14 protein-coding genes are annotated in these 13,414 nt (G+C 72.6%); 10 read left to right on the forward strand and 4 right to left on the reverse strand.

The features are described 5' to 3' along the window. Nucleotides 1–183: 183 nt before the first annotated feature. Nucleotides 184–408 (forward strand): PLDc N-terminal domain-containing protein, encoded by a 225-nt coding sequence (locus SOM35_RS12825; protein ID WP_320515685.1) that lies wholly within the window; start codon nucleotides 184–186, stop codon nucleotides 406–408. A 35-nt stretch (nucleotides 409–443) separates the two neighbouring features. Here SOM35_RS12825 and SOM35_RS12830 read toward each other — a convergent pair whose 3' ends face one another. Continuing rightward, nucleotides 444–590: a hypothetical protein gene (locus SOM35_RS12830; RefSeq protein WP_181439215.1), complete on the reverse strand. Its 147-nt coding sequence runs from the start codon at nucleotides 588–590 to the stop codon at nucleotides 444–446. Between the two features lie 191 nt (nucleotides 591–781). Continuing rightward, nucleotides 782–2,080, reverse strand: coding sequence for an amidohydrolase family protein (locus tag SOM35_RS12835; protein WP_320515686.1), 1,299 nt, complete (start codon nucleotides 2,078–2,080; stop codon nucleotides 782–784). Between the two features lie 124 nt (nucleotides 2,081–2,204). Here SOM35_RS12835 and SOM35_RS12840 point away from each other — a divergent pair, with 124 nt between their 5' ends. Further along, nucleotides 2,205–3,602 carry an amidohydrolase family protein gene (locus SOM35_RS12840; RefSeq protein ID WP_320515687.1) on the forward strand — a complete coding sequence of 466 codons (1,398 nt, stop codon included), beginning with the start codon at nucleotides 2,205–2,207 and terminating at the stop codon, nucleotides 3,600–3,602. Between the two features lie 17 nt (nucleotides 3,603–3,619). Here the strand turns inward: SOM35_RS12840 and SOM35_RS12845 are convergent, their stop codons facing one another. Together SOM35_RS12845 and SOM35_RS12850 are read right to left on the reverse strand one after the other, a co-directional pair. Next, a complete protein-coding gene (locus SOM35_RS12845) occupies nucleotides 3,620–4,591 on the reverse strand; it encodes a PDR/VanB family oxidoreductase (RefSeq protein WP_320515688.1) in 972 nt (323 codons plus the stop codon). Beyond that, a complete protein-coding gene (locus SOM35_RS12850) occupies nucleotides 4,588–5,220 on the reverse strand; it encodes a helix-turn-helix domain-containing protein (RefSeq protein WP_301223685.1) in 633 nt (210 codons plus the stop codon). The genes SOM35_RS12845 and SOM35_RS12850 overlap by 4 nt, the downstream gene beginning before the upstream one ends. A gap of 153 nt (nucleotides 5,221–5,373) precedes the next feature. Between SOM35_RS12850 and SOM35_RS12855 the strand changes: the two genes are divergently transcribed. The 8 genes from SOM35_RS12855 to SOM35_RS12890 all read left to right on the forward strand — a co-directional run bounded on the left by SOM35_RS12855 (nucleotide 5,374) and on the right by SOM35_RS12890 (nucleotide 13,241). Further along, the gene (locus SOM35_RS12855; protein ID WP_320515689.1) at nucleotides 5,374–6,699 is read left to right on the forward strand and encodes an amidohydrolase family protein; all 1,326 of its coding nucleotides are present in this window, start codon (nucleotides 5,374–5,376) and stop codon (nucleotides 6,697–6,699) included. A 35-nt stretch (nucleotides 6,700–6,734) separates the two neighbouring features. Next, nucleotides 6,735–7,502 carry an ABC transporter ATP-binding protein gene (locus tag SOM35_RS12860; protein WP_320515690.1) on the forward strand — a complete coding sequence of 256 codons (768 nt, stop codon included), beginning with the start codon at nucleotides 6,735–6,737 and terminating at the stop codon, nucleotides 7,500–7,502. Beyond that, nucleotides 7,502–8,371, forward strand: a complete 870-nt coding sequence (locus SOM35_RS12865) for an ABC transporter permease (RefSeq protein WP_320515691.1) — start codon at nucleotides 7,502–7,504, stop codon at nucleotides 8,369–8,371. Before SOM35_RS12860 ends, SOM35_RS12865 begins: the two co-directional genes overlap by 1 nt. Nucleotides 8,372–8,492: 121 nt before the next feature. Further along, nucleotides 8,493–9,686 carry a substrate-binding domain-containing protein gene (locus SOM35_RS12870; protein WP_320515692.1) on the forward strand — a complete coding sequence of 398 codons (1,194 nt, stop codon included), beginning with the start codon at nucleotides 8,493–8,495 and terminating at the stop codon, nucleotides 9,684–9,686. A gap of 108 nt (nucleotides 9,687–9,794) precedes the next feature. Then, on the forward strand, nucleotides 9,795–11,189 hold the full coding sequence (locus tag SOM35_RS12875; protein WP_320515693.1) for an FAD-binding oxidoreductase: 1,395 nt from the start codon (nucleotides 9,795–9,797) through the stop codon (nucleotides 11,187–11,189). Further along, on the forward strand, nucleotides 11,186–11,998 hold the full coding sequence (locus SOM35_RS12880) for a creatininase family protein (protein WP_320515694.1): 813 nt from the start codon (nucleotides 11,186–11,188) through the stop codon (nucleotides 11,996–11,998). The genes SOM35_RS12875 and SOM35_RS12880 overlap by 4 nt, the downstream gene beginning before the upstream one ends. Nucleotides 11,999–12,018: 20 nt before the next feature. After that, complete coding sequence (locus SOM35_RS12885; RefSeq protein ID WP_320515695.1) at nucleotides 12,019–12,597, forward strand: pyridoxine/pyridoxamine 5'-phosphate oxidase; 579 nt, start codon at nucleotides 12,019–12,021, stop codon at nucleotides 12,595–12,597. A 188-nt stretch (nucleotides 12,598–12,785) separates the two neighbouring features. Further along, nucleotides 12,786–13,241 (forward strand): DUF1772 domain-containing protein, encoded by a 456-nt coding sequence (locus tag SOM35_RS12890; RefSeq protein ID WP_320515696.1) that lies wholly within the window; start codon nucleotides 12,786–12,788, stop codon nucleotides 13,239–13,241. The last annotated feature ends 173 nt before the right edge of the window (nucleotides 13,242–13,414 follow it).

Raw genomic sequence — 13,414 nt, forward strand, 5'->3', positions numbered from 1 at the left:
CGCCCAGATCAAGTAACACCCGGCGCGTCACAGACGCACCAGCACCACGAGAACGCCGCCCCGGCACACGCCGGAGCGGCGTTCTCGCGTTCCCGCCGCCATGCCGGGAGGCGCTGGCCGGCACCACGACGCCGCTACACTCCGCGAAGGGGTGCGATCGCGTGCTCCGGGGAAGGTGGGGACGTGTTCCAGGACACTCTCGGCGGCGGGCACATCGCCGTTCTGCTCGTGATCGTGCTGCTCGAGGTCGGCGCACTGGTGGTGCTCTGGCGTGATCGGACCCGCTCGCAACTGGCGAAGATCGTCTGGACCGTGGTCGTCATCGCGCTGCCGGTCCTCGGCGCGCTGGGCTTCCTGCTCAACTGGGCGCTCGGACGTCTCGCCGACCGGCTCAACCAGGCGCGCTGACCGGCGCGTCCTGACCCGGGCGCCCTGACCGCCGTTCAGGGACGGTAGTCGGGCCGCTGTTCGTAGAGCTTCCGCTGACCGTCCAGGTCGTGCGTGTGCGCTCCGGACATCGCGCCGATCGTCTTCGCCACCGACTCGATCGCGAAGAGCAACCCGCGAACCACGTTCCCCAGGATCCGCATGACGGTCCTCCCTCGTTCTGCGAACCGTACCCCGGCGACCGGGTCCGCGTCGAGACACGCCCGTCAGTGCTCGACGCCCCCAAGGTCCTGAGACGCCGCGGAACCCGGCGGCGTCTCAGCACAAGGGCGGCGTCTCACGAAGACGGGGGCGCCTCACGGAGACAGGGGCGTCTCACGAAGACCGGGGCGTCTCACGGACGCGCGCGCCCCCGCGCCAGCCGCTCCCGCAGCCGGGCCGCCAGCTCGCCCTCGTCAGCCGTGACGAGCCTCCCGTCCCGCACCACCACGCGCCCACCGACGACGACGTGCTTCGGCCGCCGCCCCGGCGACGCCCAGAGCAGTCCGGCGACGGGGTCCGCGACTCCGGCGTCCGCGACCCCGGACACGTCCCAGACGCAGAGGTCGCCCGCCGAGCCGGCCCCGAGGTGCCCGAGTTCCGGCCGCCCGAGCCCGATCGCTGACCCCTCGGTCGCCATGCCGAGCACCTGACGTGCCGGCAGCTGCGGTCCGACCAGCGCGGAGACCTGCATCGCGAGCCGCGCGTCGGCGAGCAGGTGTCCGGCGTCGTTGCTGCCGCCCCCGCTGGTGCCGAGCCCGACCGGTACGCCCGCGGCGGCGAGACGCGCGACGGGCGCGATCCCCCACCCCATCGGCACGTCGCAGCCCGGCGCGTGCGTCGCAGTGACCCCGGCGGCGGCGAGACGCGCGATCTCCTCGTCGGTCACGTCGCAGAGGTGCGCGACGGTCACGTCCGAGGCGAGCCAGCCCCACTCCTCGAGCAGGTCGAGCGGCCGACGCCCGTACCGCTCCAGCGCGATGGCGGTGTCCACCTGCTCGTTCGCCTGCGTCCGCCGACGGAGGCCGTGCTCCGCGGCGACCTCGCCGAGTGCCCGGAAGGTGGCCTCGCCGTCGGAGTGCACGCCGGCCGGCCCGACCGCGATCTGCAGCCGCCCGTCCGGATCGGTGCCGCCGACCGCGTCCTCGTGCAGCAGGGCCCGGACGATCGCGTCGGCCGACGCCGCCGCCTGCGACGGGTCGTCGCGCGCGCTCCCCCGGACGAAGACGAGCCGGCCGCCGAGTCCGCGCACGGCATCGACGGTCGCCGCGGCGAGCGCGACGGTCTGGTCGGTGCTCGCGTCGGTCCGCCAGTTCAGGTGGTGGTCGGCGATGGTCGTGACGCCGGACAGGAGGCCCTCCGCGGCTCCGACCGCCGCCGCCGCCCGGTACAGCTCGGGATCGTGACCCGCTGCTCGGTAGGCCTGCGCCATCGTGGGGAGCCAGTCCGCCATCGGCACCCCGCGCGTGCCGGGGAGCGTGCGGAACGCGGTCTGCAGCAGGTGGTGGTGGGCGTTGACGAGTCCGGCGGTGACGACACAGCCCGAGGCGTCGAGGGTGGACGCGACACTGCTGCCGTCGTCGACGACCACGTCGCCGTCGCTCTCGGTGCGGGGGTCGACGAGGACGCGGAGGGCACCGGTGACGGTCAGCATGGGGAGTTTGTAGCAGGGCGCTGTTTCGGGCTCGTGACGCCGGACGTTCCGGGAGGGATGCCCTGCGTTCGCGGGAAACCGGCCGGGAACACCCTCGAAACACGGGGTCCCTAGGGTCCCGGACATGACCCAGACCCTGATCCGCGGCGGGTGGGTACTGACCGCCGCCCCCGACGCCTCCACCACCCCGTCCGCGATCCGGGACGGCGCGGTGCTGCTCGACGGCGACCGGGTCGCCGCGGTCGGGTCGTTCGCCGAGCTGTCGGCAGCGAACCCGGACGCGACGGTCCGCGGTGGGGCGAACGACATCGTCACCCCGGGCTTCGTCAACACGCACGGGCACTTCAGCGAGGGCCTCATCACGGGCATCGGCTCGCAGTACACGCTGTGGGAGTGGCTGAACGCCCTGATCTCGCACGTCAACCCGGTGATGACGCGGGACAAGGCGTACGCGGGCACCATGCTGCAGGGCATCCAGATGCTCCGGACCGGGGTGACGACGGCGAACGACATGTTCTGCTCGGACCCGATCGCCGACGAGCCGGCGACGCCGGGCGTCGTCCAGGCGCTCGAGGAGCTCGGCCTGCGCGGCGTCGTGTCGTTCGGCTCCGGGGACGTCGACCGCGGGTTCGGTCCGGCGCCGATCCTGACGGAGTTCGACGCCCTGCGCGAAGCCGCCGACGCCAGCCGGTACAGCACGTTCCGGGTCGGGATGTCCTCGATCGGCCGGTACTCGGACGCCGCGTGGCAGGAGCACATCGACTACGCGGTCGACGGCGGCCACGGCATCCACGTGCACGTGCACGAGGTCCGCGAGGAGGTCACCGCCGCACGCCAGCGCACCGGCAGGACCGTGGTCGGGCACGCCGAGGCGACGGGCATGTTCCGCGTGCCGGTGATCGCCGCGCACAGCGTCTGGATGGACCGTCAGGACCGCGAGACCTACGCGGCGAACAGTGTCGGCGTCGCGCACAACCCGGTGGCGAACGGCAACCTGGCGAGCGGCATCGCGCCGGTCGCGGAGCTGCGGGCCCTCGGGATCCCGGTCGGCATCGGGGTCGACGGCCCGGCGTCGAACGACTCGCAGGACTTCCTGCAGGCGATGAAGACCGCGGCGATCCTGGCCCGCATCCGCGACCTGCAGGCGACCGCGATGAGCGCCCGGGAGGCGTTCGAGATGGGCACGATCGGCGGCGCCCGCGCACTGCGGATGGAGGCGGCGATCGGCTCGCTGGAACCCGGCAAGCGCGCCGACCTGGTCGTGTTCGACGGTGAGAGCCCGACGCTCGCGAACGTCCACGACCCGTTCCAGGCGGTCGTGTTCGTGGCCGGCAGCCGCGAGGTGAAGGACGTCTGGGTCGACGGCGACCTCAGCCTGGCCGACTTCGAGGTCACCCGCGTCGACGTCCGGGAGGCTGTGGCCCGCGCCCGTCCGCTGGCTCGCCAGCTCGTGGAGCAGGCTGGGCTCGAGCGCCTGTCGGCGCTGACCGGCGGGCCGCTCGACGACACCGAACGGCCGTAGGTCCGGGCGACGTCAGGTCAGAGCTCGAGCACCAACCTGGGGCAGCCGGCCGCCGCGCGGGAGACACAGACCATCATGGTGCGGTCGTCGGCCTGCTCGGCGGGGCTGAGCACGGTGTCCCGGTGGTCCACCGCACCCTCGAGGACGGGGGTCTCGCACGTGCCGCAGGTGCCCTCGCGGCAGGACGACAGGACGAAGGCCCCGGCGTCCTCCGCGACCTCGAGCAGTGTCCGGTCGGCGGGGACGGTGACGGTCGTCCCGGTCAGGGTGAGCTCGACCTCGAAGGACTCCCCCGGGGCGTCCACGTCGGCGGCGGGCTCGAAGCGCTCGACGCGGACGCTGCCGGGCGGCCAGTGCGCGGCGGCGGCTTCGACGGCGTCCATGAGACCCCGCGGACCGCAGCAGTAGACGACGGCGTCCCGTGGTTCGGCGAGCAGCCCGACCACGTTCAACCGGGGTGCCTGGTCGGCCGCGGCGAGGACGACCCGGTCGGGGTGTGCGACCACGAGCTCGTCGGCGAACGCCATCCGGTCGCGGGAGCGTCCTGCGTAGTGCAGCTCCCACGGCGTCCCGGCCTGCTCGGCGGCGGCGATCATCGCGCGGATCGGGGTGATCCCGATGCCGCCGGCGACGAAGACCGCGGGCCGATCGGGGTCGAAACCGAAGTGGTTGCGCGGGCCGCCGACCAGGACCTCGTCGCCGGTCCGCAGGGTGTCGTGCACGGCGACGGACCCGCCCCGACCACCGGCTTCGCGGAGGACCGCCACCCGCCAGTGCCCGTCCGGGGTGGTGGTGACGAGCGAGTACTGCCGTTCGGTGCCGGGCACGACCTCGAGGTCCACGTGGGCGCCGGGCTCCCAGTCGGGCAGGGGAACACCGTCGAGGGGGGCGAGGTCGAGCGTGACGACGTCCTCGGCCACCCGCTGTCGGTCGGCGATGCGCATCCGGTGCCGGGCCTCCGCACCGTTCGTGATGCCAGGCCCGCTCACGATGCTGCTCCGGCCCGCGGGGTCTCCTTGACGACGATCATGTGGAACGCGCTGCCGTCGGCACTGCACCAGCGGTGTCCGGTGCCACCGCGGTAGTACGCCGAGTCGCCGGGCCCGAGCCGGACGACGTCCTGGCCGCGGAGGTCGAGCAGGACGTCGCCAGCGAGCACGGTGAGGAACTCGTCCTCGCGGTGTTCGAAGTACTCCCCCGGTTCGGTGTTGTCGCCCTTCCACTCGAGCGGCTCGAAGGCGTGCGGGCCGGCGTGCACGAGCAGCCGGGCTTCGCCGCTGGAGAACGGCCCGCGGGCACCTTCGCCGGAGCGGAGCACCTCGGGGCGCCGGTCGTCGGGCTCGTCGCGGACCGGGGCCCCGGCGGCGAGGAGGGCGACCTGCGTGGTGTCGAGCGCGGCGGCGATCTTCTCGAGCGAGACCATGCTCGCCCGCGAGTGCCCGCGCTCCACCTGGCTGAGGAACGGGTGCGACAGCCCGGTCCGTTCGGCGAGCTGCACGAGCGTCAGACGCGACGAACGGCGCAGCGCCCGGATGTGCTCGCCGACGAGACGGGCCTGTTCATCGACGACCCGGTCGGCGGCGGGCAGGTCGCGCTCGGGCAGGAGTTCGGTGTGCATCGCGCTCCGATCGTGGTCCGGACGGGCCGGGCGTTCCGTGTGGTCCATCTCGTCACAGCCGGCAACCGGAGCGAAACGGGTGGGAAACACGGCCCACCTAGCATCGTGGATGTTGATGCGATCAACATTCTCACACACGATCGAGAGGGCCCCATGGACTCGTCGCTGCCCCGCCCGATCACCCTCCTGCGGTCCGCGCTCCTGGCCGACGGCCGTCTGGTAGACGTCGCGGTCACCGGCGACACCGTCACCGAGGTCGCCCCCGCCGGCACACTCCGGGCACCGTCCGCGAGCACCCTCGAGCTCGACGGCCGCCTGCTCCTCACCGCCCCGGCCGAACCGCACGCCCACCTCGACAAGGCCCTCAGCGCCGACCGGATCGACCCGCCGCTCGGCGACCTCGGTTCCGCGATCGCCGCCTGGGCCGCGTACGCCACGACGATGTCCGTCGACGAGATCGCCGACCGCGCCCGGACCGCGGCCCTCGCCCTGCTGGCCGCTGGCACCACCGCCGTCCGCACCCACGTCGACGTCCTCAGCCACGGCGGGACCGGCACCGTCGCCGAGGCCGTCCGCGGCGCCCAGGCCCTCGTGCAGGTCCGGGACGAGCTGGCCCACCTGATGGACATCGAACTCGTCGCCCTCGCCGGCCCCCTCGCTCCCGACGAGCACGTCGAGGCGGTCCTGGACCTCGGGGTGGACCTGGTCGGCGGCGCCCCGCACCTCGCCGAGGACCCCCTGGCCGACGTCGACCGGCTGCTCGCCATCGCCCGGCGCCGCGGCCTCGGGGTCGACCTGCACGCCGACGAGAGCCTGGACGGACCGGTCACCCTCGACCACTACGCCCGAGCCGTCCGGGACTGGCCGCGCGACCGTCAGTACTCCGCCGGGCACTGCGTCCGCCTCGGCACGATGGACGCCGACCGCCTGGCCCAGGTGGTGGCCGACGTCGCCGCGGCGGACCTCGGTGTCATCACCCTGCCGATCACGAACCTGTACCTGCAGGGCTGGCAGCACCCGGTGTCGACCCCGCGGGGGCTCACCGCGATCCAGGCACTCCTCGACGCCGGCGTCCGGGTGGCGGCCGGCGCCGACAACGTCCGCGACCCGTTCAACCCGGTCGGCCGGAGCGACGCCCTCGAGACCGCGTCACTGCTCGTGACCGCGGGCCACCTGACGCCGGACCAGGCGTACGCGATGGTGAGCGACACCGCCCGGAGCGTGATGGGCCTCCCGGCCGCCGGCCCCGTCGTCGGGGCGCGCGCCGACCTGCTCGCGATCGCCGCGACCAGCGTCACCGACGCCGTGGCGAACGCCCCCGCCGACCGCATCGTCCTGTTCCGCGGGCGACTCGTCGCCCGCACCGAGGTGCACCGCACCGTCGCCGCCCCGACCCGAGACGTACCGGCCCGAGACGCACCGGCCCGCCCCCGGGCCCGGGTCGCAGCGCCCGAGCCCGCAACCATCCCCGTTCCCTGACCGCGCACGACCATGCACGAGAACACGAGGTAGCCGTGACCACCACCGCACCAGCCCCCGTCACCGCGACGGACACGCTGCTCGACTTCCGGAACGTCGAGATGACGTTCCCGAACGGCACCGTCGCCCTGCAGGGCGTGGACCTGACCGTGGACCGCGGCCAGTTCGTCTCGGTCGTCGGCCCGTCCGGCTGCGGCAAGTCGACGCTGCTCCGGATCGCCTCCGGACTCGAGACCGCGTCCGACGGCACCGCCGTGGTCGCCGCCGACCGGATCGGCTACGTCTTCCAGGACGCCACGCTCCTGCCGTGGCGGAGCGTGCAGGGGAACGTCGAACTGCTCGCCGAACTCGGGCACGTGCCCAAGGCCGAACGGGCAGCGAAGGCGAAGCACGCGATCGACCTTGTCGGCCTGAACGGCTTCGAGGCGAACCTGCCGAAGCAGCTCTCCGGTGGCATGCGGATGCGCGTCTCGCTCGCCCGGTCGCTGACCCTCGACCCGGAGCTGTTCCTGTTCGACGAGCCGTTCGGCGCCCTCGACGAGATCACCCGCGAACGCCTCAACGACGAACTGCTGCGGCTGTTCGTGGAGCAGCAGTTCGCCGGCCTGTTCATCACCCACTCGGTGTCCGAGGCCGTCTACCTGTCCACCGAGGTCATCGTCATGTCGGGCCGACCGGGCAGCATCGTCGGCCGGTTCGACGTGCCCTTCCCGATGCCCCGCGACCCGGACATCCGCTTCACCCCCGAGTTCGCCGAACTGGTCGGCGAGGTCTCGCACGCACTCCGGGAAGGACACCGCTGATGGTCACGCTGCAGGAGGTCGCCGAGGCCCGCACCGCACGCACCGCCGCCCGCCGGTCCTCGACCCGCACCCGCCGCTCGGTCACCTGGTGGCAGCCCGTCGTCGTCCTCGCCGTGCTCGTCGCCGTCTGGTACGCCGCGGCCTACTACTACGACCACGTCCGGAGCCTGGCGTTCCTCGTGCCGTACCCGCACCTGGTGCTCAAGGCGATCGTCGCCCCGACCGGGATGAACGGCGCCCCCTCGACCTTCGGCCACGACCTGTGGACGGCCCTCGGACGGACCACCGTCGTGTCACTGACCGGACTGGCGTTCGCGATCGTCATCGGCGTCCTTTGGGCGATGGCGATGGCGCAGGCGAAGTGGCTCGAGCACTCGCTCTACCCCTACGCGGTGGTGCTGCAGTGCGTGCCGATCCTGGCGCTCGTGCCGCTGATCGGTGCCCTGTTCGGCTACGAGTTCACCAGCCGGGTGATCGTCACGGTGATGATCGCCCTGTTCCCGATGGTGTCGAACACGCTGTTCGGGCTGCAGTCCGCCGACCGGGCGCAGCACGAGCTCTTCCGGCTGCAGCGCTCCGGCCGCCTCGCCCGACTGGTGAAGCTGCAGGTCCCCGCGGCGCTGCCGTCGATCTTCGTCGGGCTGCGCACCTCGGCCGGCCTGTCGGTGATCGGCGCGATCGTCGGCGACCAGTTCTTCCAGCGCGGCAACCCCGGCCTCGGCGTCCTCATCCAGGTCACCGCCTCCCGGCTGATGGGGCCCGAGCTCTACGCGACCATCATCATCGCCTCGCTCTACGGCGTCGTGGTCTTCCTGGTATTCGGCCTGCTCGGTCGCCTGGCCGTCGGCCGCTGGCACGACTTCGGCTGACGCCGTCACCGCGGCCGGACGCCGACGCCCGGCCACTGCGGCCCGCACCGCGCCCCCGCTCCTCCCTTCCCACAGCACCCACCCCCAGCACCACGAGACCCGCACCACGAACGGAGCCTCCATGCGCACCACCACCCGAATCGGCGCTGTCACCGCCGCCCTCACCGTCACCGCACTCGCCCTCACCGGCTGCGCGAGCGGCTCGGCGAGCGGCAGCAGCACCACGGCCGCCAGCGCCGCCACGGCGACCGGCCCGAAGGTCGACCTGTCCGGCACCTGCCCCGCGACCGTCGTCGTCCAGACCGACTGGAACCCGGAGGGCGAGCACGGCCACCTGTACCAGATGCTCGGCCCGAACCCGACGATCGACGCCTCCGGCAAGACCGTCACCGGCGACCTGTACGCGAACGGCAAGCCGACCGGGGTGAAGCTCGAGATCCGTGCCGGCGGCCCGGCCATCGGCTACTCGAAGGTCAGCTCGCAGATGTACCAGGACAAGTCGATCACCCTCGGCTACGTCTCCACCGACGAGGCCGTGCAGTTCTCCGGCAAGCTGCCCACCACCGCGGTGTTCGCCGAGAACGACCAGTCCCCGTTCGTGATCATGTACGACCCGTCGAAGTACAAGGACGTCGACAGCATCAAGGACCTCGGCAAGCAGCTCGAGGAGAAGAAGGGCGTCGTCCGGTACTTCAACGGCGCCTCGTACATGTCGTACCTGGAGTCGGCGGGCATCCTGCCGAAGAGCATCCTCGACGGCAGCTACGACGGCACCCCGGCGAAGTTCGTCTCCGCGGGCGGCAAGGACGCGCAGCAGGGCTTCGCCACCGCCGAGCCGTACATCTACCAGAACCAGGTCGCCGCGTGGGGCAAGAAGGTCGCGTACAAGCTCGTCTCGAGCACCGGCTGGAACCCGTACCCCGAGACGATGTCGGTCCGCACCGGTGAGCTGTCGAAGCTGTCGCCGTGCCTGAAGCAGCTCGTCCCGGTGATGCAACAGGCGGACGTCGACTACCTGAAGTCCCCCGGCGCCACCAACGACCTGATCACCCAGCTCGTGCAGCAGTACAACAACGGCTGGACCTACGACTCGAAGGTCGGCGCGTTCGCCGCGAAGCAGATGAAGTCGCTCGGCATCGCGACCGACGGCGACAACGGCTACGTCGGTGACCTCGACGAGAAGCGCGTCACCGACTTCATCGAGAAGGCCACCCCGGTCTTCGCCGGCGACGGCGGGGACGTGAAGTCCGGTCTGCAGGCCTCCGACCTGTACACGAACGAGTTCCTGGACAAGAAGGTCTCGCTCGGCTTCTGAGCGCGCCGGTCGGCCCAGCCGACCACCCACCGGACGGGAGGCGCGGTGCACGACCGCTTCGCGCCTCCCGTCCGCCGTCTCCCCACCTCCCACGCAGCAGGAGCCCGCATGACCACCGTCACCCCCACCGCCGTGCCCACCACCCCGGTCCCGCCCGCCGCACTCGAGGCCCTCCGCGCCGAACTCGTCGACCTGCTCGGCGAGCGCGGGGTCAGCGCGGACCAGCGCACCCGCGAACGCGCCTCGGTCGACGAGGCCACGATGAGCCCGATCCTCAGCGAGCAGCTGCCGCTCGGACTGGCCGACCTCGTCGCCTCCCCCGCGTCCGCCGACGAGATCGCGGCGACCCTGCACGCGGCCGTCCGACACGGCGTCCCCGTCACCACCCGCGGCAAGGGCACCGGCAACTACGGTCAGGGCATCCCGCTGCACGGTGGGCTGGTCCTCGACACCTCCCGGGCCCGCGCGGTCGTCGAGGTCGGCGACGGCTGGATCACCGCCGAGTCCGGCACCTCGATGGTCGCCCTCGAGCAGGCGGCAGCGGCGGCCGGGCAGCAGCTCTGGATGTACCCGTCCACCGCGCAGTCGACGATCGGCGGGTTCCTGTCCGGCGGCTCCGGCGGCACCGGGTCGATCGCGCACGGGTCGAACTGGCAGGGCTTCGTGACCGCGCTCGACATCGCGCTGCCCGGCGAGCCCGGCCTGCACCACGTCGAGGGCGACGCCGCCCAGCCCTTCGTGCACACCTACGGCACCGCCGGCGTCATCGCCCGCGCGACCGTTCGGCTCGAACCGCTGCAGGACTGGCGAGCCGTGTACGCGTCCTTCCCGAGCTTCGAGCAGGCCCTCGCGGCCGTCCGCACCCTGCGCGGCCTGGACCCGGTGCCGCGCCTGGTCAGCGCCGACCGGGCGGAGGTCGCCGCCACCCTGCCGACCGATGCCGCCATCGTCGCGGGCCGCGCGAGCCTCCGCGGCATCATCGACGCCGTCACGCTCGACGAGGCCCGAGACCTGATCGGCCTGGCCGGCGGCACGGTCGAGGACGTCCGCGAGGGGCTGCAGCAGACCACGAAGGTGTCGATGCTGTCCTACAACCACCCGATCTGGTGGCTGAAGCGGAACACCCCCGACACCGAGTACTTCCACGTCGAGGTCGGCGGCGAGGCGCTGATCGACCGGATCGCCGAGGTCGAGGCCGTCTACCCGGGCGGGATGCTGCACATCGAGGCGGCACACGTCGGCCCGATCGGCATGCTCACCGCGCCCTACACCGGGGCGGAGGACGTCTACGCCGGCTACCCCGCGCTCCGCGACCTGGGCGTCCGGGTGCACAGCCCGCACCAGTACTACGTCGACCACGGGGTCGAGGAACTGCTCGCGCTGAAGCAGCAGACCGACCCGGACGGGCTGCTCAACCCGGGCCACGTCATCGACCCGGCGTTGGTGCAGTCCGGCGGCTCCACGGCGTCCGCGCAGCCCGCCGTCCCCGGGTTCGGCAAGTGAGCGCGGGCACGACCGGCGCGCGGACCGGCACCCGCAAGCTCGCCGAGCTCTCCGGCCCGGCCGTCGCCGCAGGGTTCACCGCCGACACGATCGTCGTCCAGCCCACCGGCGCGATCGAACACCACGGCCCACACCTGCCGCTGCTGACCGACTTCCTGCTCGCCGACCACATCGGCGGCGCCGCGGTCGAGCAGGCCGCCTCCGAGGGGCTCGACGTCTGGCAACTGCCCACCCTGGCGTTCACCAAGTCCGACGAGCACAGCTGGGCCCCCGGCACCGTGTGGCTCGACGCCGACACGATGTTCGACACCGTGGTGCAGATCGGCCGGGCCGTCGCCCTGACCGGTGCCGGCACGCTGGTGTTCGCGAACGGGCACGGCGGCAACGTGGCGCTGCTGCAGGTCGCCCTCCGCGAGATCCGGAAGCAGACCGGGCTCGGGACGTTCCTCATGCCGACCCTGGCCCGCGTGCCCGCGCCGGACGGCGAGGACGCCGACGAACGCGGCTTCGGCATCCACGGTGGCGCGGCCGAGACGTCGATGATCCTGCACCTGCGGCCGGACCTGGTCGACATGCGCCTCGCCGAGCGGTGGGTGCCGGACCACCTGGCGGACTTCGAGAAGATCGCCTTCAACGGCGGACCCGTGTCCTTCGGGTGGCTGTCCAACGACTTCGGGCCGGCCGGCGTCGTCGGGGACGCGAGTCGCGCCTCCCGCTCGTACGGGGCCGCACTGTGGGAGCACTCGCTCGCCGAGGCGGTGGCGTCCCTGCACGAGATCGCCCGGTTCGACCCCGCCGGACCGCGGTGACGGGCGCGGGGTCGGGCGGGGTGCCGGGCGCATCCGACCCGCTCGCGCTGGCCGCCTCGTGGTTGCCGGCGACCTGGTCGGGCGTCACCCCGACGATGACGCTCGCCACCATCGGCCTCGACGGTTACCCGTCGACCCGGACCGTCCTGCTGTCGGCGTTCGACGGGCAGCGGCTGCACTTCCACACCGACACCCGCAGCCGGAAGGCGGCCGAACTGGCGGCCGTGCCCCGGGCCTCCGTCACGATCCACTGGCCGGACGCGGCCCGGCAGCTGACCGTCACCGGGGACGTCGCACCGGTCACCGACCAGGAGGCGCGGATCGCCTACGACGCGCGCTCCCGGTACCTGCAGGTGCTCGCCTGGATCAACGACACCGACCTGGCGGTCGCGCCCGAGGCGGACCGGCGGGTCCGGTGGGCGGCGTTCGAGCGGGAGCACGGTGACGCTCCGTTGTCGCCGCCGCCGACCTTGGGCGGGTTCGCCCTGACGCCGCTGCGGATGCTGTTCTGGAGCGGGGCGGCGGACGGGCCGAGCAACCGGCTGGCGTACGAGCGGGACGCCGGCGTGGGCTGGCGGAGCGAGGTGTGGCCAGGCTGAACCCGGGACCGGACCGCCGTGGCCTCGGGCCGCTCGGCCTCGGGCCGCTCGGCCTCGCGCCGCTCGGCCTCGCGTGAGTGCCGCGTCAGTGACGCGTGAGCGGCGCGGGACACGATGATGTCCTCGACCGCAGGAGGAACCATGTCCAGTCTCACCACCCTCAGCCTCGGCGGCGCGCAGGGGCTCCGATGAGCGTCCTGCTCGTCGTCCAACTCGTGCTCGTGGGCCTGCTCGCCGGTGAGGAGTTCATCGTGCGATGGGGTGTCCAACCCGCGATGGCGACGCTGCCCGACGAGGTCCATCTCCGCACGCGGATCGCGTTGGTGAAGTCCCTCAAGGTGGTCGTCCCTATCCTGATGGTGCCGGCCGTCCTGGCGTCCGTCGCCGTCCTCGTGCTGAGCGGAGCCGACGACGGCCTCGGTTGGCGGATCGCCGCGATGGTGGCCCTGGTGGTGTTCGTCCTGGCGTCGTTCCTCGGCACCGTGCCGATCAACATCCGCGTGAACGACTGGGATCCGGAACACCCGCCGGCCGACTGGAAGCGCGTCGTGCTGCGGTGGGAACGCATCGACGTCCTGCGATCCACAGCTGCCGGCGTCGCGTTCGTGCTCTTCGTCGTCGCGCTCGTGCAGCTGCTGGGCTGAAGCGAAGCACGTCCGCGGTCCGGGTCGACGGCCGACCGACGTGGCCCGTCGTCGCGTGGGACATCGGGGTGGAACGACGAAAGCCCCGGAGATCATCTCCGGGGCTTCCGTCATGCTGTGCGCTCGAAGGGACTCGAACCCCCAACCTTCTGATCCGTAGTCAGAAACAACCC

Origin of the sequence: Curtobacterium sp. CFBP9011, assembly GCF_034045095.1 — a bacterium.
Lineage (GTDB): Bacteria > Actinomycetota > Actinomycetes > Actinomycetales > Microbacteriaceae > Curtobacterium.

Excerpts from the sequence above, each read along its gene's own strand:
- SOM35_RS12830 (WP_181439215.1), bottom strand. The coding sequence starts at position 590 with ATGCGGATCCTGGGGAACGTGGTTCGCGGGTTGCTCTTCGCGATCGAG.
- SOM35_RS12865 (WP_320515691.1), top strand. The coding sequence starts at position 7,502 with ATGGTCACGCTGCAGGAGGTCGCCGAGGCCCGCACCGCACGCACCGCC.
- SOM35_RS12870 (WP_320515692.1), top strand. The coding sequence starts at position 8,493 with ATGCGCACCACCACCCGAATCGGCGCTGTCACCGCCGCCCTCACCGTC.
- SOM35_RS12875 (WP_320515693.1), top strand. The coding sequence starts at position 9,795 with ATGACCACCGTCACCCCCACCGCCGTGCCCACCACCCCGGTCCCGCCC.
- SOM35_RS12890 (WP_320515696.1), top strand. The coding sequence starts at position 12,786 with ATGAGCGTCCTGCTCGTCGTCCAACTCGTGCTCGTGGGCCTGCTCGCC.
- SOM35_RS12840 (WP_320515687.1), top strand. The coding sequence starts at position 2,205 with ATGACCCAGACCCTGATCCGCGGCGGGTGGGTACTGACCGCCGCCCCC.
- SOM35_RS12850 (WP_301223685.1), bottom strand. The coding sequence starts at position 5,220 with ATGCACACCGAACTCCTGCCCGAGCGCGACCTGCCCGCCGCCGACCGG.
- SOM35_RS12835 (WP_320515686.1), bottom strand. The coding sequence starts at position 2,080 with ATGCTGACCGTCACCGGTGCCCTCCGCGTCCTCGTCGACCCCCGCACC.
- SOM35_RS12855 (WP_320515689.1), top strand. The coding sequence starts at position 5,374 with ATGGACTCGTCGCTGCCCCGCCCGATCACCCTCCTGCGGTCCGCGCTC.